Consider the following 22353-nt stretch of genomic DNA (forward strand, 5'->3'; position numbering starts at 1 on the left):
CAGTAGTTTAGTGACTTTTCAAACGGATGCCTGTTTTTATGCGATCCGATTGATGTTTATTTCAGTGTAGAATATTAGAGAATAGGCCTAATTTTATGGCTCGAATGAAATGACCTTAAAATCGAATGTATGCGCGCAAAACTAAGTTTGGTATTGGTTTTTTGTTTTCTCTCCGGTTTTTCACAACAAAACCTAAAACGCGAATTCAGGGCTGCCTGGATAGCTACGGTTGCCAACATCGACTGGCCTTCGAAGCCCGGGCTGAGTGTTGCCAGTCAACAAAAGGAAGCTTTGGTGTTGCTGGATAAGCTTCAGCAAGTTGGACTGAATGCCGTCATTTTTCAGATGCGTCCTGCATCCGATACCTTTTATCCATCCGAAATAGAACCTTGGTCTCGCTACTTAACGGGCACTCCTGGAGGCGATCCGGGCTACGATCCGCTACAATTTTGGATTGATGAATGCCATAAACGAAACATGGAGTTTCATGCATGGTTTAATCCTTTTCGGGTGGCCTTGAAATACGATGAGCCCCTTGCTGCAAATCATATTGCGTTTCAGAAGCCGGACTGGGTGGTAAAATACGGGAATTCACTGTATTTTGATCCGGGACTTCCTGAAACACGTCAGTTTATTACCGATGTCGTAATTGATGTGGTGCGTCGTTATGATGTGGATGCCATCCATTTTGACGATTACTTTTATCCATACCCGATTATTGGGGAAGCTTTTCCTGATTCAACCTCGTTTAAAAATTACCGGGGTGAATATACCGAAGATCAACTGGAAGACTGGCGACGGGAGAATGTGGACTTAACCATTGAGAAGTTGAGCAAGGCCATTAAGTCGGTAAAACCTTGGGTGAAATTTGGAATCAGCCCATTTGGGGTGTGGCGAAATTTGGCAGATGACGAGCGCGGCTCACAATCTTCAGCCGGAAATACCAATTACGACCATTTGTACGCTGATGTTATCAAATGGATGGAGAAGGGATGGCTTGATTACCTGCTGCCCCAGCTATATTGGCACATCGGGCATCCGGCAGTTGATTTTGAAACCCTAGCCAACTGGTGGAAACTGCATGGTTATGAGCGGGCCATGTATGTTGGTCACGCGCTTTATAAATGCGATCCCGGTTCAGGAATTATGGAGTGGAGACAGTGTACGCAGTTACCCGATCAGGTTCGTATTACTCGTCAAATACCCGAAATAGATGGTAGTGCATTCTATAGTGCCAAACATTTTTACCGCGACATCCTTGGTTTTCAGGATAGCCTGCAAACCAAACTTTATACGTACCCCGCGCTTGTGCCCGAAATGGACTGGATTGACAACCAGGCACCGGCTACTCCCCGAAAAGTGAAAAAGGGATGGGGAAAAACCTTGAAGTGGCGGCCGGATAAACTGGAGACGGAGTTGGATAAAACCGTGCGCTATATTGTGTATCGGAATAAGGCCGGGGAAAAGTTTGATGCTAACGATCCACGCTTTATCTACAAAATTACTGAGGAGCGAAAACTGCACTTCAACAAGAAGGATAACAAAGAGATTTTTGAATTCCGTGTTTCAGGATTGGATCGTTTACACAACGAAAGTCCTGTATCTGAACCTGTCATTATAAAACTGTAATAAACTATGAATCCGAAGATAGATTGTTTCATCGCGTTTTCCGGAACTGGGGAAACCCGCCAAACCATTGAATGGTTGAGAAGGTCACCACTGGTTCAGTCGGTATTTGTGTTAAGCCCTCAGCCGGTTACGCTGGATGGGGCCGAAACTTTGGTGACGAATCAGCTTTTGGCAACAGACAGTATTCGGCTTATTGCTGAAAAAACAACGGCTTCGTATGCCTTGCTGGCTTTGCAACCCACCCAGCTGGGAGTGGGGGATTATGCCTTGGAGCGCTTGTTGCAGTTGGCGGAGGCCAGTCAGGCAGCCATGCTTTATGCCGATTATTATGAGTTCAAGGAAGGCGGTCGTTCCAATCATCCGGTGATTGATTACCAAGCCGGAAGTTTACGTGATGATTTTAACTTTGGACCAGTTCAGTTTTTCCGGAAAGAGGTGCTGAAAGCTTTTACCGAAAAAGAGCAGGCCTCTTATCAGCATGCTGGTTATTATGCCTTGCGTTTGCTGGCTTCGAGAATGGGCGAATTGTGTCGTGTGCCGGAATTTTTGTTTAGCATGACGGAAACGGATACGCGGCTGTCGGGTGAAAAGCAGTTTGACTATGTGAGTGGCAATGCCCGCGAAAAGCAGGTGGAAATGGAACAGGCTTGTACCGATCATTTGAAGAAAATCGGTGGATTTTTGCAGCCTAATTTCAAATCGGTTGAGTTCTCGGGCGATTTCCCGGTTGAGGCCACCGTGGTTATTCCTGTTCGTAACCGGATTAAAACCATTCGGGATGCCGTGGATTCGGTGCTGGCCCAAAAAACGAATTTCCCCTTCAACCTGATTGTCGTAGATAATCATTCTACGGATGGAACGACTGCCTTGCTTCAGGAATATTCCGATGAACGCTTAATTCACCTGATTCCGGATTCGCTTGATTTGGGCATTGGCGGATGCTGGAATGAAGCTGTGTTTCACCCCCAATGTGGTCGGTTTGCCGTCCAGCTGGATAGCGATGATTTGTATTTTGATGAAACTAGCTTGCAACAGGTGGTGGACAAGTTCTATGAAGAAAAATGTGCGATGGTCATTGGCTCGTACCAGATGTGCAACTTTGCCTTGGAAGAAATTCCTCCGGGGCTGATTGATCACAAAGAATGGACCCCCGAGAACGGCCCCAATAACGCCTTACGCATTAACGGACTGGGTGCGCCGCGTGCTTTCTATACGCCTGTTTTGCGCGAAATAAGAATTCCAAACACCAGTTATGGTGAAGATTATGCGGTGGGACTGGCCATTTCCAGAACCTGGAAAATTGGCCGGATTTACCAGGCTATTTACCGTTGCCGTCGCTGGGAAGACAACTCAGACGCGTCGTTGGACATTGCCAAGCAAAATGCCCACAATGCGTATAAAGACAGCTTGCGCACCTTTGAGCTGAAAGCCCGTCTGAAAGCGAATCAAAATTAATGCAGGAATCGGGCATGGAACAGCCGGACTTTGAATTTAGGGTAGATGCCTTGCTGGAGCAGCAAAAGCAAGCATGGCCGTTAGCCAAAACCAACTTTTTGGGCTTGCAGCAAGTGCAGTCGCGAACGATTTCGTTTGAGGGGTTTAAGATTCAACTTCAGTTTAACCCGGAGCGAATTCGGAGTTCTGCCGCCAAAACCGATGCCCGTTCCATTCAGCAACGCGCTTGTTTTTTATGTGCCAACAGTCGTCCACCTGAACAGCGTGGACTGTCGTTTGGCAATGATTATACGGTGTTGATTAATCCTTTCCCGATTTTCGAGAAGCACTTGACCATTCCTCTGAATCGTCATTTGCCGCAGGAAATAGCCACTTATTTCCCCGATTTACTGGAGTTGAGCCGGCAATTACCGGAGTATACCGTCTTTTACAACGGCCCCAAATGCGGGGCTTCCGCGCCGGATCATTTCCACTTTCAGGCCGGCAATCATCAGTTGATGCCCATCAATTCTGAAATTGAAGATGTGGCCAACCGTTGGGGCGAAGTCCTTTTTCAGGATGAAAAGACCCGCCTTGTGGGTGTTGGGGGGAACTATCTTCGGAAACTGCTTTATTTCCGGTCGGCATCAAAGGAAGCCCTGCAAGTCCAGATGAACCGGATACGCGGTTTTCTGGATGAACGGGGGCAGGATGGTGAGCCGATGATGAATCTGCTGGCCAACTACCGGGCGAATCAATGGGAACTGAATCTCTTTCCGAGAGATCAGCAACGCCCGAGACAGTTTTTTGCTGAAGGGGGCGGCCAAATTTTGATGAGTCCGGCTTCGGTAGAAATGGGGGGGCTGGTTATTTTACCCCGAAAGGAAGATTTTGAACAACTGACTGCCGATGACTTACGCGACATCTACGGACAAGTATCGATTAATGACACGGATTTTGAGGAGTTAAAAGCTAAGATAAAACAAAGGCCTTAGTGACAGGCCCGAAAAAAACGAACGATGATGAACAAGCAACCTGAAATTGAAGTCGGTATTCTGGCCGAAAAAAAGATCACTTTTGAGTTAGACGGTAACTATGCTTTGCCCAATGGGCTTTTGGGATCGCGTTTCGAAGCAAGTTTACTGAACGGTGAAATTGAATTGACCACTGCGGACGGAACAAGCCTGAAAGGACGGGAGTTTATTTTTCAAGCCAACTCTCCGGCGGATTCCTTTTTGTTGGAGGATGTCATCATTGGGATCGATTTTCACTGGGAGCAAAAGGAAAATCAACGTTTTTGCGGTGACCTGAAATTGCTGGTTGAGGCGGGCAAGGTACGGGCTGTCAACCGGGTTCCTTTGGAAGAATACTTGCGTTCGGTCATTTCTTCGGAAATGAGTGCGACCAGTTCTCCCGAGCTGCTGAAGGCGCATGCCGTGATTTCGCGTAGCTGGTTGCTGGCTCAAATCGAAAAAAGCAAACAACTTAAAGCCCGGGCAACAAACTATCAAACCAGCGTGCAAACCGATGACGAATTGATTCGCTGGTACGATCGCGAGGATCATACTTTGTTTGATGTGTGTGCTGATGATCATTGTCAGCGCTACCAGGGAATTACTAAAATTATAAGTGATAAGGCCAGCCAGGCAATTGATGAAACCCTGGGCGAAGTGCTGTTGCTGAATGAGGACATTTGTGACGCCCGTTTCTCTAAATGTTGTGGGGGAATTTCGGAGAATTTTGAGAATGTATGGGAACCGGTTTACCACAGTTACCTGACGAAAGTGGTTGATTCGGATCAAGCGGAAACAACCTGTGTGGATTTGCGGAAAGAGGATGAAGCTGACAAATGGATTCGGAGCAGCCCTCCCGCATTCTGCAATACCGATGACAAGCAGGTGCTGTCGCAGGTTCTTCCCGATTTTGACCAGGCAACGGCCGACTTTTATCGTTGGCAGGTGGAGTATTCGCAAGAAGAACTTTCAGCTTTGATTCGCAAAAAAACGGGAATTGATTTTGGTCAGCTGATCCGGCTAGAACCGGTTGAACGTGGACACTCATCGCGTTTGATCAAACTCAAAATTACGGGTACCCAACGAACCATGACAATTGGAAAGGAGTTGGAAATTCGGCGTGCCTTGTCCGAGTCACACCTGTATAGTTCGGCTTTTGTTGTTGATCACTTGGATGAAGAAGAAGGGATCCCTCAGCGCTTTCGTTTGATTGGAGCGGGATGGGGACATGGCGTAGGTCTTTGTCAGATTGGTGCCGCGGTTATGGGGGAGAAGGGCTATGACTACCAGGCTATTTTGAAACATTACTTTCGCGGGGCGCAGTTGAAAAAACGCTATTAACTTTTGCTGAAGTTGTTGCATCCAGTTTGGTGACCGAGTAAAGTGTGTCTGACCGGAGCCTCAGTCGGAAACTGGCTTGATCATCTAATAGAACAATAAAAAATTATTATTTTACAGACTTATCCTAACGAAAATCTTTCTTCATGAAAAAAGCAACCACTCGCAATGCCTGGGCATGGATCCCCTCTTTGTATTTCGCCGAAGGCTTACCCTATGTTTTTGTGATGACCGTGTCGGTAATTATGTACAAACGGTTGGATATTTCCAATACCGACATTGCTTTATATACCAGTTGGTTGTATTTGCCCTGGGTAATTAAGCCGATCTGGAGCCCAATTGTGGACAACCTGCGAACCAAGCGGTTTTGGATTATCAGTATGCAGCTGGTGGTTGGTGCGGCGCTGGCCGGAGTGGCCTTTACTCTGCCCATGGCAAACTTTTTTCAGTACAGTTTGGCTTTTCTTTGGCTAATGGCTTTTAGTTCAGCTACGCATGATATTGCTGCTGACGGGTTTTACATGTTGGGATTGTCGAAACATGATCAGGCTTTTTTTGTGGGAATTCGCAATACCTTTTATCGGTTTGCCATGTTGGCCGGCCAAGGACCGCTGGTCATTCTGGCGGGGCACATGGAAAGCATTACTGAAAATACCTCCTGGGCCTGGAGTATTACCTTTTTTATTTTTGCCGCTCTTTTTGCTGCTTTTTGTTTGTGGCACCTGTTTATTTTGCCCTATCCAACAAGTGATGCCAAACGCGAGCATCAAAGTATCAAGGAGGTGATGCGTGAGTTTGTAGGAACCTTTACCTCTTTTTTTAAAAAAGAAGGCATTGGAGTGGCCCTTATTTTTATTCTGGTTTTTCGTTTGGGTGAAGCGCAACTGGTGAAGCTGGCATCTCCTTTCTTGCTGGATGACCTGGCCGAAGGCGGTCTGGCGCTAACCACCAGTAACATTGGCTTTGTGTATGGAACAGCCGGTATTATTGCTTTAACGATAGGTGGAATTCTGGGTGGAATAGCCGTGTCGAAGCATGGGATTAAAGCGTGGCTTTGGCCCATGGTACTGGCCATGAACCTACCCAACCTGGTCTATGTGTTTTTGGCTTTCATGCAAACGCAAAACCTGGCCGTTATTACGGCATCGGTCGTGGTAGAGCAGTTTGGCTACGGCTTTGGTTTTACGGCATACATGCTTTTTATGATTTACCTATCGGAAGGCAAGCACAAAACGGCGCACTATGCTTTATGTACGGGATTTATGGCTTTAGGGATGATGTTGCCGGGTATGGTCAGTGGCTGGATTCAAGAGCTGATCGGGTATCAGTACTTCTTTGTGTGGGTAATGGTTTGTACCATTCCAGGATTCATTATTATCAACTTCCTGAAGATTGATCCCAAATTTGGAACCAAGGAAAACTAAAAAAAAACAGCCGTTGAAGTTCTCAACGGCTGTTTTTTTGATATTCTAACGGTTGCTAACCACCCATTTATTTTGTGAACTTGGCATTGTTGAGGAATTCGAAGCTTTTTTCAACACTGATGATTGGTGCGTAGTTGTAGCGTTCTACTTCCACAATGTAATCAGTCATGCCAGCTTTTTTAGCCATTTTAAAGGCCGGTTTGAAATCCATTTTTCCACTGGCACCCAATTCTTCTACATCTTTTACATGATACAATTCAAAGCGGCCCGGATATTTTTTGAAGTAATCCACGGCATTTTTACCACCTTCCTGAATCCAGTATAAGTCCAGTTCGAACATCACTTTGTCAGGATCTGTATTTTCCAGTAAAACATCGTAGAAAATGTGTCCGTCAAGCACGGTTTCAAATTCCTGGGCGTGGTTGTGGTAACCAAAACGGATTCCGGCAGCATTGCATTTTTCGCCCACTTTATTGTAATATTCGCAGTATTGTTTCAGTACTTCCAGGTCTTCGTAGGCATCGCGTCCCATCGAAGGTTTTACAATCCATTTGGCTCCGGCGGCTTTGTGTGCAGCAATACAGGTGTCCCACCATTCCATGGCTTTATCCCATTCTCCTTTTTTGGGCAGGTTAATACCGGTGTGTGATCCTCTCATCGACATGCCGTTTTTTTCAAGCAAAGCTTTGAATTTAGCGGGCTCCATGCCATAGAATTTGCCGTCGTTGTAACCGGCAGCTTCAACAAATGAATAACCGATTTCGCCAAGTTTGGCAATGGTTGCGGCAGGATCTTTCCCCATGTCATCACGTACTGACCAAAGTTGAATACCGATTTGTTTTTCTTTTTTGGAATTGTTTTTTTCTCCGGCAAAAACCGATGTGGTAAACGCAACCAGAATTACTGCAAGCAAAATACTTTTTGCCTTCAAATTTACATGTGTCATTCTAAATGATTTAATAGATTATCGTTGATAAAAATTAGTTGTATGGACAAATATAGTTAAAAAGATTTTTCAGCTTGGAGATACTGCCATGCCATTTGGTTCCGGAAATAAGTGGTTCCTCCTTCAATTTCCCGGTGTTTACAAACATTAACATTAAAAGAGCAAGAGGTATTTAAACTATCTGCGCTATTTGATGTCGTAGAACATATAGAAACGAAAAAGAATTTACGAATGAATTTTAGAAAAATACTTTTAGGCACATTGGTGTTTTTGAACCTGTCAGCGGCAGCCCAGCCACCAGAGAAGAGCGCGAATACAATTGAATTGAAGGCAATTGTGAAGGGACAGATTGTTGATGCTCAGACGAAGCAAAGTATGGAATATGCCAATGTTTCTATCTTCAACCCCGCGGATTCGTCCTTGGTGTCCGGGGGAATAACCGACAGCAATGGTGAATTTGAGATTCGAAAAATTGATTTCGGAACCTATTATATTGAAGCAAATTTCATCGGGTTCAACAAAACACGGATAAACAATGTGCGGATCGGTTCCGGCAATCGGCACCTTGATCTGGGAGTTATTGAACTGGAACCTTCAACCCAGGAAATTGGGGCTGTAAATGTTGTGGCTGATCGTTCGCGGATCGAATACAAAATTGATAAAAAGGTGATTAATGTAAGTCAGGATATCAATGCTGCCGGCGGAACGGCCGTTGATGTGCTGGAGAATACGCCTTCGGTAGAAGTGGATATTGAGGGGAACGTTAGTCTGCGTGGATCGGGAAGCTTCACCGTTCTTATTGATGGCAAACCGAGTGTGCTGGAAGGGAGTGATGCTTTGCGCCAATTGCCGGCATCGGTCATCGAGAACATTGAAATTATCACCAATCCTTCCGCAAAGTATGATCCTGACGGGATGGCCGGTATTATTAATGTGGTCATGAAAAAGAATGTTCTTTCAGGTTTTAACGGGATTATGAATGCCATGGTGGGCACCCGCGACAAATACCGCACCGACCTCACATTGAATTACAAGACCCGAAAAACCAACCTCTTTTTTGGGGCCGATTTTAGCGATGAAACCTTTTATGGTTCGGGCGACTCCTACCGGGAAACTTATTTACAGGATACAACCAAGTTTTTAATTGCTGACGGAACCCGTGACTATGCACGTAGTGGACATCGGTTTAAAGGAGGAATCGATCTGTTCCTGACCGATTTGTCAACCCTGACTTTCTCGGGAACTTATGGGGAATACGGCCGAAAACGCGGAGGTGAAAGCCGGATTCATGAATATACCGATCCTGCAGGTTTGGATTTGTATTCCGTTGAATTTGATGATTCGGAACGAACAGGAACGTATTGGAACTCGAATATTAACTTTCAGCAAAAGTTTAACGAAGACGGAACACACAAATTGCAAGCCTTATTTTATTACTCGAACAGTGTGGGCGATGATTTTGAGTTCGAAGATGAGTACATTACTAATTCAGATTTTGAGCGTACTGGAGGCTACCTGGCTCGGGTGAGAACCATTGAAGAGGAGGATGAAGATGAATACCGGATTGAGTTGGATTATACAAAGCCGGTGGGTGACGACGGGCGTTTTGAAGCCGGTTTACAAACCCGTATTGATCGCGAATTTGAAGATTACTCCTTCAATGATTGGGATGATGATGCAAACGACTACATCGATAACCCCAAATATTCCAGCTCGCAGCACTTTAAGCGCGACATCATCAGCGGGTATTCCACTTTTGCCAACAATTTTGGGAGCTTTAGTTACCAGCTGGGTTTGCGTGGTGAATATACCAACCGAAGCATTGCACATGAGAAAGCTGAAACTCCCGCCGAAATTAATCGCTTCGACCTTTTTCCTACAGCCCACTTTTCCTATAAGTTTTTAAATGACATTCAGCTAATGACAAGCTACAGCCGTCGGATTGACCGGCCGGGCGGTCGTGATCTGGACCCATTTCCAAACTATTATAACCGATATACCATTCGGTATGGAAATCCGGAGTTGAAACCGGAATACACCGATTCGTATGAATTGGGGCTGATGAAAAGCTATGGCAAATCATTTGTTTCCTTGGAAGGATTTTATCGGGTAACCAATAATCTTATTACGCAGGTTACCCAGTTGGGGGATGATGGTATTTTTTACATCAACACAGAGAATATGAATAATGATTTTTCACTGGGGTCGGAGATCATGGGAAATCTCAATATTCAGGATTGGTTGATTTTTAATGGTAGTTTTTCAGTTTATCGCTATCGCTTGGAAGGCGAGGTGCTTGGTGAATCAATTGACCGTAAGAGTACCAACTACACCGGACGTTTGAATACGACGGTGAAGCTGAATTCAAATTCGCGCTTTCAATTGACAGGCTATTACCGGGGACCATCGGTTTCGGCGCAGGGGGAAAGTTCAAGCTTTTTCTTTACCAACCTGTCTTATCGCCAGGATTTGATGAAAAAGAAATTGACGGCTACCCTCAGCTTACGTGATGTATTTGGAACCATGAAGTTCGAGCGCACTTCCCGAGGTGTTGACTTTTATAATGTATATAAGCGCGAACGTGAGTCGCAGGTTGTAACTTTAACCTTGAGTTACAAAATCAATAACTACAAGTTAGAGCGCAACGGTGGCGATGGAACACGCGAAATAGATTATGACGACGGTGGATTTTAGTTTTATTAATCTTTGGGTTTAAATTAAGGAGGAGGTCAGTTGGCCTCCTTTTTTTGTGTCTGTGTTTATCGAGAAAGTTGTGTTATGATTTCTTTTTTTGACTGTTGGTGATTGGCTAGTCAAAGGCACGGTAAGGCAAATTTTGTTTGGCTATCGGGTTTGAATATCACTACTTTTTTTATCCTTGTTTGTCTTGCGTGCTGAGTTGGTTGTTCTGCGGGTATGATCATTTGAAGACTTCGTTGTTTGATAGGAATAGGGCCTATGTTCATTATTTATTGAGGAAGAGGAAATTATATTGTAGAGCATACTTTTGAAAAAAAGTAGCGAAAGTATTGCGTGTAATTTGAAAAATCTATAGAACTTATCTCTCGATGACAGAATTTTACTAAACAAAATGGTTCTCTTGAAAAAAACTAACGTAACTGAAATTCTTGGAACTGAGTTGAAAAAATACCGACTAAAGAAAGAAGTTCTCAAGCTGTTATACTATGCAGATATCATGTCTGCTAATGACTTAAGCCATTCTGTGGGGGTAAGCAATCCAACCATGCGAAGTTTGATTGATGAACTTATCGAGGAGGGCTATGTAAAATTTTATGGCTTTGGAGAATCAAATGGAGGACGAAAGCCAGCTCTTTATGGTTTAGTAGAAAATGCCTTCTTTGTTATCGCTTGCGAAATGGGACGTTTTCACTCCAAAGTCACCGTTTTTAATCCACGACATAAGCAAGTAACTAAAGTCACTCTTGTTGAAACTGATATTGATGATGTGAACCTGGAAAAGAAGATTTTTGAGGCCGCCAAAAACTTGCTGGCCGAATCTCACATCACCTTTGATTATGTAATAGGAGTGGCTGTTGGCATGCCCGGCCTGGTTGATTCAGAAAAAGGAATAAACTATACCATTAAGGACGCAGAACACAATAATATTAAGGCAAGATTAGAGGCTTGTTTTCAAAAGGATGTATTGATTGAAAATGACGCGAGAACACAAGCCTATGGCGAGTATTTGTTTGGAGAGGTTAGCGATGTTGAAAATGCCTTGGTGGTTAATTGGAACTGGGGGCTTGGACTTGGGATGATCCTGAATGGGGAGTGCTTTAACGGAGCTACCGGATTTGCAGGAGAGTTTAGCCATATTAAACTCGAAGAAGGAGGAGAACTATGTATTTGCGGGAAGCGAGGTTGTCTGGAGACGGTTGCTTCGGCAACAGCTCTGGTGCGAATGGCTAAAGAAGGAATTCAAGAAAGTAAAGTTTCTCAATTAACTCCTCTTTTTCAGGAGAACCTGCAGGCCCTCGGTCCCAAAGACATTATAAAAGCAGCAAAGCGAGGCGATGAGTTCGCCATTGCCCTTCTAAATAAGGTGGGATTGGAAATGGGCAAAGGACTAGCCATTTTAATCCAGCTATTGAACCCGGAAGTCATTGTTCTGAGTGGTGATCTGGCAGAAGCGAATCAATATGTGTTGGTTCCTGTTCAGCAAGCACTCAATCGTTATTGCCTCGAGAATATTAGTCAACAAGCCCAGGTAATTATCTCAAAACAAAACAAAGGATCAGGTTTGCTCGGGGTTACGGCGATGTACTACAACTATCTGTTTAATCAGGCATCAATTCAGTCTAACTATAAATCGTTACAAGTAAAAACTTAGTACTAACACCTGCAGTCTCGCTGCACAAATTAATCTAAATCTTAGTTCTATGAGAAAAACTATCTTGACATTTATGTGTACAGTCTGTTTGGCACTCTTGCTAATCGGACAGACTCACGCGCAAATGAGTGTGAGTGGTACAGTAACGGATGCTGAAGGGGATGAAATCCCTGGAGTAACAGTCCTGGAAAAAGGTACCAGTAATGGTACGGTAACTGACATCGATGGGAATTACACCATTCAGGTGCCTTCCGATGCAGTCCTCGCCTTTTCATTTGTTGGAATGGCAACCATGGAAGTGAATGTTGGTGGCCGTCAAACCATCGATGTTCAGTTGGAACCCGATGAAATTGGTCTTGACGAAGTGGTAGTTACTGCGCTTGGTATTAAGCGGGATAAAAAGTCACTTGGTTATGCCATTAGTACTATTAAGGCAGAAGAACTGACAGTTGCCGGGAATTCTCAAAACCCAGTTCTTGCCCTTTACGGAAAAGCCTCAGGTGTGGGAATTCAGTCTGGTTCGGCTGGGCCTACAGGGGGAATCAATATTAAAATACGTGGTGCAGCAGGATTGGAAACCAGTACAAACACTCGTCCGCTTTTCGTTGTTGACGGAGTGCCAATCCACGATGAAGGTTCAAACATGGCTTCTCGAGGCTACGATCCGCTGAACTCATTTGACTACGGTTCAGGTATCAACGATGTTAATCCGGAAGACATTGAGTCAATGGAAATCCTGAAAGGTGCCAAAGCGACTGTATTGTATGGTAGTGAAGGAGCCAACGGTGTTGTGTTGATCACGACGAAGAAGGGACGAAAGACTCGTGGTTTGGGAGTGAATGTAAACTGGCAGAAAACTTGGGAACAGCCTCATTCGTATATTGATTTTCAGAATCAGTTTGGTTCAGGAACAAACGAATATGATGTTAACTATACAACGCTCAACGGTCAGGAAGTAAGGGAAATTAATAAAACTCGTTTCAATTTCGGACCAAAATTCGATGGAACACCGATCATGTTCCTTGACAGCATTGTCCGGCCCTATCAGGCTTATCCAAACAATTATACCGATTTGTTTAAAACAGGAATGACAGATAATATGACTGTGGCCATTTCCGGAGGTAATGAAAACGGGAATATGAGGGTAGCCTACACGCGTTTTGATTACGACGGTTTGTGGGACAGGGAGTACCAAAATAAAGATGTACTGAGTTTTAGTGGACAAACTTTTGTGTCTGACTTTGCTTCTTTCGAGGTGAATTCGAACCTGTATAATATTAAGTCGCATAACCGTCGTCCAAATATCCAGAGTATTGTTGCATGGGGTGTGAACCGGGATTATCCGTTTGATGCCATTGTAGATATGTATAAAAACGAGGATGGCTCTAAATTTACACAAGAAGGATCCGATTGGCCAGGACAATTTTCTCCTGTATACTTAATGGACGTTCTTTGGGAACAATATGAAAATAGTGATACGGATGAGAAGTTCCACTATATCGGTTCTGTGCGTACAACGCTGAACTTTACAGAGAATATTTACTTTGTAGGGCAGGCAGGTATTGACTATACAGATACTGAATTTACTACAAAGAATGCAATTACCCAGTATCAGCCGTCTATTCAGGGAGGAAAATATTCATATTCCCGGAATAAAATTTTCGTTCAGAATTACAGAGGATTTTTAAATTTTGAACCAAGTTTCATGAATGATCGGTTGAAATTAATGTCTTTTGTGGGTGGTGAATACAAGAGCACAGAGTTTAAAAATATTGGAGTTTCCAGCTATGGTAATTTCCTTTATCCCAATTTTTGGTCAATAGACAATACCAATGACTGGCCAGCTTATGGTAGTCGTGGTCGAGTAAGAAATCATGACTATGGATCAAAAGTAATGTATTCTCTTCTTGGTTCTGCTACGTTTTCGTTGGATGATGAATTGTATGTTGAGGTTCAGGGACGGAACGACTGGTCGTCTACACTCCCTCCTGATAATAACTCATATTTCTATCCAGGTATTGGCGTAAGCTGGAATTTTACGAATTCATATGATATACCTTATATGGAGTTTGGTAAACTTCGTGCTTCCTGGGCTGATGTAGGTATTGACGCACCGGGCTATTATTATGCTTATCGTAGCTATTCGGTGGGAACCATTAATAATACAAATGCGACAAGCATTTCTACGCCAAGCTCATTGTTTGCAGGTGATTTGAAACCGGAACGTAAACGTGAATTTGAAATTGGGTTCGATGGTCGTTTCTTTAAACGCAGCCGTTTGGAAACCAGCATTTCTTATTACCATTACAATCGATACGATCAAATAATGGCTGTAGACCTGTCACGTGTAACGGGAGCCGGCGATATTAAAATCAACGCAGGACATGTAGTGAACCGTGGTTTGGAGTTAATGTTAAAAGGCGCTCCTATTGCAACTGATAAGGTGCGTTGGGATTTGACATTGACCGCAGCTTTTCAAAAAACCAAAGTAAAGAAGCTTTATCCTGGAATTACGTCAAAAACGATTCACAGCATTGGTTCAAGTGTTTTGGCCGTCGCTGAAGAGGATGAGCCTTTTGGTGAAATTTTGATGTATGATTACCAGACTGATGGTAAGGGGAATCGGGTTGTTGGTGATAATGGATTGTACATTTTGGATAAGAGTGATATGAAGAATGTAGGTAATATTCAAGATGACCTGTATGGTGGTTTTACCAGTAATTTGTCATTCAAAGGATTTAACCTGAATGCTTTGGTTGATTATAAGTTTGGTGGATCTATCTTCTCTTACTCCAACTACTATCTAAAAGGAATGGGTATCAGTGAAGAAACATTGAAGTATCGCGATGAAGAAAACGGGGGTATGGCATACTACATTAACGATGCCACCGGTGACAGGATAGAATGGCAGCACAATCAAGCGGCTCCAGCTGAAGCCAGAGACGGTCGTGTATACCACGATGGATTGATTCTTCCGGGAGTTAGAAATGAAGGAACGGATGAGAATCCAAATTATGTGGAAAACGACGTGATCTTGAGTGCCTATAATTATTACTCTTCATACATTCATGATATGAGCGAAGATTTTCAGCCTGATCAACTGTATAAAAACAACTATGTCAAGTTGCGGCAGGTTGCTTTAAGCTATACTATTCCTAAAAAATTAGCCAATCAAATGCATTTGCAGAAATTGACCCTTTCGTTGATTGCGCGAAATCCGTTCTACATCTATAAATCGATTCCAAACGTAGATGCAGAGTCGACATTGGGGACCAACTCAATTGTTGAATACTCCTTCTATCCTTCAATTAAAACCTACGGTTTCGGAGTAAATGTTAGTTTCTAATCATTAAGAGAATACAATTATGAAAAAAATATTTATAACCATATTGTCAGTCTTTCTGCTTTTTGGCTCGTGCCAGGATAGATTGGAAGAGGAATTCAAAAACCCAATGGTGTATAGTCCGGACCTTGAGAACCTGGCACCAGGCCTATATACTAACATGCTTACTCAGTGGAAATTTTACATTAAAGATTATGGTGAATGGTGGTGGCAAAATGGAGGAACTGGGATTTTTACCTATGCTCAGATTGCTAACCGCTACATTACTTCTCGTTATGGATGGTATGTCGATTACGATGACCTGACTTATATTGAACCAGACGCTGGCTTTAGCTGGTTTAATGATTATTATGTCCGAATGCGAAATTGGGGTGCACTGCGCGATATAATGCTCGATTTAGAGGGGACTGAGGATTACAATGAAAATGTCATTTACTTTAAGCTTGCTTCAGTAATTAAAGGCTGGGGTGCACTTCGCAATGTAGACATCTATAATTCAATTCCTTACTTTGATGCTTTTAAAGGAACAGATGGAGTATTCTTTGTTGAATATGATGACCCTATTGAAATTTATAAAGCTGTTCTTGATGAGCTGAAAGTTATTGCAGAAGAACTTCCGGGTATTTATAATGCGATGTCTCCCGCAGCAAAAGGCTTATTGGCCGAACAAGATCTTGCATTTGGAGGTGAAGTAAGCTTATGGGTAAAGTACATTAATGCTTTGCGTTTACGCTATGGTGTGCGACTTGCGGGAATAGATGAAGCAGCTGGAAAGATGCATATTGCAGATGCTATAAGTAATTTGCCAACAGCTGATATGGCTTGGGATATACCACATGTTGATGCTGTAGCTGACTTGCCGGGAGGAGGTACCTGGCAGCGGGGGGTGTACGAAAGAGCTTATGCCATGCATGTTCCTAATCTTATTTTGAATCGGATGAATTTTCATGATCCAGCCTATGAAGAAGGAATTGATGACCCACGTCTTCCGGTGTTGGCACTTCCAACTAAGTGGAATGATTATCGCGGTGTTTCTTACAATACGGATTCACAAGAGGATGAATATAATGGAGGAGATCGATACTATCCGTATGCAGATAACATTATTGCGTCTTCACAACAAAATTCAAAATCGATGTGGAGTCATGTAACCTATATTTACAATAATCAACCGGCCGATATGTTTACTCTGGGAGAAATTGATCTTTTGCTGGCCGAAGTGGCAATGAAAGGATATGCTTCAACTGGAAAGACTGCTGGTGACCATATCAAAGATGCGGTTATTCATTCTACGGATTGGTGGTATAGAATGAATGCACTTAGTTCGTATGCAAGTGATATCATTTATGATCCGGAATCGGGTGATCCGGAAAACCCTGATGCTCCGAAAGAACTTTGGGCATGGCAAGCTTTGATTCATCCAGCCAAACCAGATGCGGGTGTGATTGCTGCTTATGGAGATAAAGTGAAATCTGCATTTGACGCTGCTGGTGATGAAGATATGAAAATGGAAATTTTGATGCAGCAAAAATATATTCACATAAATCTGTTGCGTCCTTACTTGCTTTGGAGTGAGTTGAAAAGAACACGTCATCCGAAGCTGGAGCCAATGACTTTTACCGGTAAAGTCATGAAACCTGAATTGGAAAGAATCAGGTATCCTTCTTCGGAGTTCCAGAATAATAATGAGAATTATCAAAAAGTGATTGAGTTTGACAACTATTCAGCCAAGAGTGATTTAATTCCGGAAGGTTTGAAAAATGTATCGATGTATCGTGATGATGATATTACGTTTAAAAGCTCAGAAACTCCTGATTTTAATTAAGAGAGATTTTTAAAGCAGAGGCTTTGCCTTATAGATGGCATTGCTTGAATATGAGGGGGTTGGTTGTTTTATAGCCAAGCCCTTCTTTTGTTGTTGCCTGGTCCGGGGTGAAGCTCTGGCAAGGCAACTTTTATTTTGATTTGAACTTCTGTCCAATTCTGCATGCTCTCTTTGTGGCTCATAATCGTTTTAGAAGGTGATCATCTTTGAAAATTATGTTAGTGCACTGAAAGTCAGTAGAATATATTTTAAAACATACTTATGAAAAAATAAGCAAAAGTATTGTGTGTATATGGATAAAACTATAGAACTTGTTTCTCGAAAACAAAAACTCGATAAAATGAATGGTTTTATCTAAAAAAACTAACATAACTGATATTCTTGGAACTGAGTTGAAAAAATACCGGCAAAAGAGAGAAGTTCTCAGGCTGTTGTATTATGCGGATATCACGTCTGCAGCAGACTTAAGCCACTCTGTGGGGGTAAGCAATCCAACCATGCGAAGTTTGATTGATGAACTTATCGATGAGGGTTATGTGAAATTTTATGGCTTAGGAGAATCAAACGGGGGGCGTAAGCCAGCTCTTTATGGTTTAGTAGAGAATACCTTCTTTGTTATTGCTTGTGAAATGGGACGTTTCCACTCGAAAGTTACTGTTTTTAATCCACGGCATCAGCAAGTTACCAAAGTCACTCTTGTTGAAACTGATATTGATGATGTAAACCTGGAAAAGAAGATTTTTGAGGCCGCCAAAAATTTGCTGGCAGATTCTCACATCAGTTTTGATCATGTGATTGGGGTGGCTGTGGGCATGCCCGGGTTGGTTGATTCAGAAAAGGGAATAAACTATACTATCAAGGATGTAGAGCACAATAATATTAAGTCAAGATTGGAGGCTTGTTTTGAGAAAGATGTATTGATTGAGAATGATGCACGAACACAAGCCTATGGCGAGTATCTGTTTGGCGAGGTAAGTGATATTGAAAATGCCTTGGTGGTAAATTGGAGCTGGGGACTTGGGCTTGGGATGATCCTGAATGGGGAGTGCTTTAGCGGAGCTACCGGATTTGCAGGAGAGTTTAGTCATATCAAGCTCGAAGAGGGAGGAGACCTGTGTATTTGCGGGAAGCGAGGTTGTTTGGAGACAGTGGCTTCGGCAACAGCTTTGGTGAGAATGGCTAAAGAAGGAATTCAACAAAGTAAAGTTTCTCAGTTGACTCCTCTGTTTCAGGATAACCTGCAAGCCCTCGGCCCCAAAGACATTATAAAAGCTGCGAAGCGTGGCGATGAGTTCGCCATTGCTCTTCTAAATAAAGTGGGATTGGAAATGGGCAAAGGACTGGCCATTTTAATCCAGCTATTGAACCCTGAAATCATTGTTCTGAGTGGCGATTTGGCAGAAGCTAATCAATATGTGTTAGTTCCTGTTCAGCAAGCACTCAATCGTTATTGCCTCGAGAATATTAGTCAACAAGCCCAGGTGATTGTCTCAAAACAAAACAAAGGGGCGGGCTTGCTCGGCGTTACAGCGATGTACTACAACTATCTGTTTAATCAGGCATCAATTCAGTCTAACTATAAATCGGTACAAGTAAAAATGTAGTCTTAACATGTGCAGTCTTGCTGCACAAATTAATCTAAATCTTAGTTCTATGAGAAAAATTATCTTGACATTTTTGAGTACAGTCTGTTTGGCTCTTTTGCTAATCGGGCAGACTCATGCGCAAATGAGCGTGAGTGGTACAGTAAGGGACGTAGACGGGGAGGGAATCCCTGGAGTAACAGTCCTGGAAAAAGGTACCAGTAATGGTACGGTAACTGACATCGATGGGAATTACACCATTCAGGTGCCTTCCGATGCAGTCCTAGATTTTTCGTTTGTGGGAATGAGAACCATGGAGTTGAATGTTGGCGGTCGTCAAACCATTGATGTTCAGATGGAGCCCGACGAAATTGGAATTGACGAAGTAGTGGTAACAGCCCTTGGTATTAAACGGGAAGCAAAAGCACTGGGATATGCGATGACTGAAGTTAGTGGGGAAGATATTGCTCAGACGAATACCGTCAACCCGGTTCAGGCACTTCAAGGGAAATCAGCAGGTTTAAGTATTGGAACTTCCGATGGAGGTTTAGTGGGTAACGCTAAAATCCAGATTCGTGGGGTTTCTGTGCTGAACTCCAACAACAACCAGCCGATCTTCGTTATTGACGGGGTGATTGTTGAAAACTCCGTTTCAAATGCCAGCGAGTGGGCAGATAATGCCAACGACTTTGGTAACATCCTGAAAAACATGAATCCCGATGATTACGAGTCGGTGTCGGTATTGAAAGGAGCTGCGGCAACTGCGCTTTATGGATCTCGTGGTATCAATGGTGCCGTGGTCATTAAAACAAAAGATGGTCGTGGCAAAAAAGGAATTGGGGTAAAAGTAACCCAATCGGTCGGTATTGACCATGTCTACAAACAGCCTGACCTTCAGTATGAATTTGGTCCCGGAGACCTGATTGGTGCGATTGGCTATGGGGAAAAAGACGAAAATGGAAACTATTACCGATTCGACTACAGCCAGTTTTACACGCGCGAAGTGGATGGTGTTCAGACAGTAACCAAAATTGGAAACCCCAATGCCGGTTTCTTGTGGGGACCTAAATACGATGGTCGTCCAATTGAAGATTTTGATGGCGTAATGAGAAACTACGTGGGGTATAAAAACAGCATGAAGGACGCTTACGATGTTGGAATAAATTCCAATACGGCTGTGGCCCTGAGTGGTGGTACCGATAAAGGAAGTTTCTACTTATCCAATGCCTATAACTATCGGGAAGGAACTTCACCAACCGATGAGTTCGAAAGATACTCGATGTTGTTTAAGGGATCGTATGATCTGGCAAGCTGGTTGCGTGCCGATGCCTCTGTATCATTCACCAATTCACTTGTAACCAACCCGGGTAATGCACTGTCGTTGAGTTTTGCAACAGGAAGCTGGGCCGGATGGTATGATACCAAACGCTGGAAACAACGCGATGTTTACCAGGCATCTCATGGCGGTGTGCCAAACAGTAACTATGGCGATTTATATGCTAATGTACCCGGAAATGGAACATGGCATAACTATAATCTCGACAAGCAAACGCGGGAAGAACAAGTTACACGCCCAATCGTTCGTTTGACGGCTGATATTACCGATTGGATGTCGATTATGGCTGAAGGTAATATGAATCATTATACGACCTTCTATGAGAATAAAAACTTAGGTAATGGGTATGCCAATGATGGTGGTAGTTATGAAATTCGCCACGATCGTGATGTTAGTCGTACGGGTAAGTTGGTTGTTAACCTGAATAAAGACTTTGGTGATTTTACAACCAATGCCATGTTGGGAGGTGAACTTTGGGATCGTGAAACTTCCTTTAACCGCACCTGGACGGATGGAGGATTGAAAGTTCCTGGAAAATTCTTTATGGGTAACTCAAAGAGAACCTTGAATACATCGGCAGGAATTGGGAATACGCATCAAGTTAATTCCTTGTATTTCTTGTTGAGTGGTAGCTGGAAAGAGCAGATTTTCCTGGATGTGACCGGACGTAATGACTGGTCTTCGGCCTTGGTTTATACCGACGGAACAGGTAACTTCTCCTATTTCTATCCTTCTGTGAGTTCTTCCTGGATTTTCACAGAAACCTTCGACATGCCAGCTATGTTTTCATTTGGTAAATTGAGAGCATCCTGGGCACAAGTGGGTAACGACACCTCGCCTTATACAATTAATAAAGGCTATGGTTCGGGAACATGGGAAATTGAAGGAGGTAACTTTGCTTATCTGAATACAAAAAGTACATCCCTGGTTGACCCCAGTATCAAGCCTGAGTTGAAAAACTCGTTTGAAGTTGGTGTGGATATTCGTTTATTTGAAAACCGCTTGAGTGCTGACGTAGCCTACTATAATGAGAAGATTAATAACCAGATTTCAACCGTTCCTCTTCCTGCTGAGTCAGGATTGAATGAGATGTTGACCAACGTGGGTACCATGACTAATAAAGGTTTGGAAATTTCAGTTGGTTTTTCACCTGTTCGAACCAGAAACGTTGAATGGAAATCAACCTTTAACTACTGGAACAATGAAACCAAAATTTCAAATTTGGTTGATGAAGTGGGCGAGTACAAACGTTTAGCAGGTTCTGAGAATTATGGAAACTACCGTATTGCATCGGTTGCTTTTGAAGATGGTGAATACGGAGTGTTGATGTCAGACATCAATCCGCTAATGGATGAAAATGGTAACAAAGTGTTGAGGTGGCTGGATAGCTACCGGGGTGCTGGTTACACCAGAAGTTACGAAGTGCAGGAAGTCGGAAAAATCAATCCTGACTTTGAAGGTTCGTGGAACAATGATTTCCGCTACAAAAACTTCAATTTATCCGTCTTGCTGGATGCCCGTTTTGGTGGACATATTGCTTCTTACTCGAACCGTTACGGTACTTCATACGGTATCATGGAAACCTCATTGAGATGGCGTGATCCTGAGCATGGAGGTATTACCTGGACCAGTGAGTATGAAGACACAAAAGGACAGGTGTTTCACGATGGGATGATTCCGGAAGGGGTATTTGCTGAGGGGCAAATGGTAACAGCTCCAAGTGGAGAATCCGTTGATGTTGGTGGTATGACTTACCAGGAAGCTTATGAGGCAGGGCACGTAGAGCCAACTCACGCAGGCTTCTATACCTATCTTGTCAATTCCTGGGGAAGTGGTGTTGTCAATAAGGACTGGGTAAGTGAAGTGAAATACATTGCCTTGCGTAATATTTCAATTGGCTACAACCTGCCAAAGAGTTTAGCTCAGAAGATGAAAGCGCAGAATATGTATGTTTCATTAAATGCACGTAACCTGTTCTACCTGTATAACTCGATGCCGAACCACTTGAACCCGGAAAGTTTTAGGGGAACAACAAGTAACTATTCGTACTTCGAGCGCAACTTTACGCCATATACTGCGACCTACACCATGTCAATCAGTATTGATTTCTAAAAAACTTAAAAATGGTAAA

12 protein-coding genes are annotated in these 22353 nt (G+C 43.3%); 11 read left to right on the forward strand and 1 reads right to left on the reverse strand.

Annotated features, from left to right (window positions below; all coding sequences use genetic code 11):
• Window positions 1–129 precede the first annotated feature (129 nt).
• The 5 genes from ACRD6K_RS01855 (at window position 130) to ACRD6K_RS01875 (ending at window position 6838) form a co-directional block, all read left to right on the forward strand.
• Entirely contained in the window at window positions 130–1629 is a 1500-nt protein-coding gene (locus ACRD6K_RS01855) for a glycoside hydrolase family 10-like protein (RefSeq protein WP_430971836.1), read from the forward strand.
• A 6-nt stretch (window positions 1630–1635) separates the two neighbouring features.
• Window positions 1636–3084: a glycosyltransferase family 2 protein gene (locus ACRD6K_RS01860; protein ID WP_430971837.1), complete on the forward strand. Its 1449-nt coding sequence runs from the start codon at window positions 1636–1638 to the stop codon at window positions 3082–3084.
• Window positions 3084–4058 (forward strand): DUF4922 domain-containing protein, encoded by a 975-nt coding sequence (locus ACRD6K_RS01865; protein WP_430971838.1) that lies wholly within the window; start codon window positions 3084–3086, stop codon window positions 4056–4058. Before ACRD6K_RS01860 ends, ACRD6K_RS01865 begins: the two co-directional genes overlap by 1 nt.
• Window positions 4059–4082: 24 nt before the next feature.
• Window positions 4083–5417 carry a SpoIID/LytB domain-containing protein gene (locus tag ACRD6K_RS01870; RefSeq protein ID WP_430971839.1) on the forward strand — a complete coding sequence of 445 codons (1335 nt, stop codon included), beginning with the start codon at window positions 4083–4085 and terminating at the stop codon, window positions 5415–5417.
• A gap of 143 nt (window positions 5418–5560) precedes the next feature.
• Window positions 5561–6838 (forward strand): AmpG family muropeptide MFS transporter, encoded by a 1278-nt coding sequence (locus ACRD6K_RS01875; protein ID WP_430971840.1) that lies wholly within the window; start codon window positions 5561–5563, stop codon window positions 6836–6838.
• Between the two features lie 67 nt (window positions 6839–6905).
• Here ACRD6K_RS01875 and ACRD6K_RS01880 read toward each other — a convergent pair whose 3' ends face one another.
• Complete coding sequence (locus ACRD6K_RS01880) at window positions 6906–7784, reverse strand: sugar phosphate isomerase/epimerase family protein (protein ID WP_430971841.1); 879 nt, start codon at window positions 7782–7784, stop codon at window positions 6906–6908.
• Between the two features lie 231 nt (window positions 7785–8015).
• On the opposite strand from ACRD6K_RS01880, the gene ACRD6K_RS01885 reads away from it, so the two are divergent.
• From ACRD6K_RS01885 to ACRD6K_RS01910, 6 genes are all read left to right on the forward strand, one after another.
• On the forward strand, window positions 8016–10478 hold the full coding sequence (locus ACRD6K_RS01885) for a TonB-dependent receptor (protein WP_430971842.1): 2463 nt from the start codon (window positions 8016–8018) through the stop codon (window positions 10476–10478).
• A 406-nt stretch (window positions 10479–10884) separates the two neighbouring features.
• Entirely contained in the window at window positions 10885–12135 is a 1251-nt protein-coding gene (locus ACRD6K_RS01890; protein WP_430971843.1) for an ROK family protein, read from the forward strand.
• Between the two features lie 49 nt (window positions 12136–12184).
• Window positions 12185–15481 (forward strand): SusC/RagA family TonB-linked outer membrane protein, encoded by a 3297-nt coding sequence (locus ACRD6K_RS01895; RefSeq protein ID WP_430971844.1) that lies wholly within the window; start codon window positions 12185–12187, stop codon window positions 15479–15481.
• A gap of 19 nt (window positions 15482–15500) precedes the next feature.
• Complete coding sequence (locus tag ACRD6K_RS01900) at window positions 15501–17303, forward strand: SusD/RagB family nutrient-binding outer membrane lipoprotein (RefSeq protein WP_430971845.1); 1803 nt, start codon at window positions 15501–15503, stop codon at window positions 17301–17303.
• A 344-nt stretch (window positions 17304–17647) separates the two neighbouring features.
• The gene (locus ACRD6K_RS01905) at window positions 17648–18907 is read left to right on the forward strand and encodes an ROK family transcriptional regulator (protein WP_430971846.1); all 1260 of its coding nucleotides are present in this window, start codon (window positions 17648–17650) and stop codon (window positions 18905–18907) included.
• A 49-nt stretch (window positions 18908–18956) separates the two neighbouring features.
• Window positions 18957–22334 (forward strand): SusC/RagA family TonB-linked outer membrane protein, encoded by a 3378-nt coding sequence (locus ACRD6K_RS01910; protein ID WP_430971847.1) that lies wholly within the window; start codon window positions 18957–18959, stop codon window positions 22332–22334.
• The last annotated feature ends 19 nt before the right edge of the window (window positions 22335–22353 follow it).

It is taken from the genome of Sunxiuqinia rutila, from assembly GCF_050589705.1.
Lineage (GTDB): Bacteria > Bacteroidota > Bacteroidia > Bacteroidales > Prolixibacteraceae > Sunxiuqinia > Sunxiuqinia rutila.

What these genes read in the sequence shown, in the direction of transcription:
- ACRD6K_RS01855 (WP_430971836.1), top strand. Translation starts at nt 130, where the DNA reads ATGCGCGCAAAACTAAGTTTGGTATTGGTTTTTTGTTTTCTCTCCGGT.
- ACRD6K_RS01860 (WP_430971837.1), top strand. Translation starts at nt 1,636, where the DNA reads ATGAATCCGAAGATAGATTGTTTCATCGCGTTTTCCGGAACTGGGGAA.
- ACRD6K_RS01865 (WP_430971838.1), top strand. Translation starts at nt 3,084, where the DNA reads ATGCAGGAATCGGGCATGGAACAGCCGGACTTTGAATTTAGGGTAGAT.
- ACRD6K_RS01870 (WP_430971839.1), top strand. Translation starts at nt 4,083, where the DNA reads ATGATGAACAAGCAACCTGAAATTGAAGTCGGTATTCTGGCCGAAAAA.
- ACRD6K_RS01875 (WP_430971840.1), top strand. Translation starts at nt 5,561, where the DNA reads ATGAAAAAAGCAACCACTCGCAATGCCTGGGCATGGATCCCCTCTTTG.
- ACRD6K_RS01880 (WP_430971841.1), bottom strand. Translation starts at nt 7,784, where the DNA reads ATGACACATGTAAATTTGAAGGCAAAAAGTATTTTGCTTGCAGTAATT.
- ACRD6K_RS01885 (WP_430971842.1), top strand. Translation starts at nt 8,016, where the DNA reads ATGAATTTTAGAAAAATACTTTTAGGCACATTGGTGTTTTTGAACCTG.
- ACRD6K_RS01895 (WP_430971844.1), top strand. Translation starts at nt 12,185, where the DNA reads ATGAGAAAAACTATCTTGACATTTATGTGTACAGTCTGTTTGGCACTC.
- ACRD6K_RS01900 (WP_430971845.1), top strand. Translation starts at nt 15,501, where the DNA reads ATGAAAAAAATATTTATAACCATATTGTCAGTCTTTCTGCTTTTTGGC.
- ACRD6K_RS01905 (WP_430971846.1), top strand. Translation starts at nt 17,648, where the DNA reads ATGGTTTTATCTAAAAAAACTAACATAACTGATATTCTTGGAACTGAG.
- ACRD6K_RS01910 (WP_430971847.1), top strand. Translation starts at nt 18,957, where the DNA reads ATGAGAAAAATTATCTTGACATTTTTGAGTACAGTCTGTTTGGCTCTT.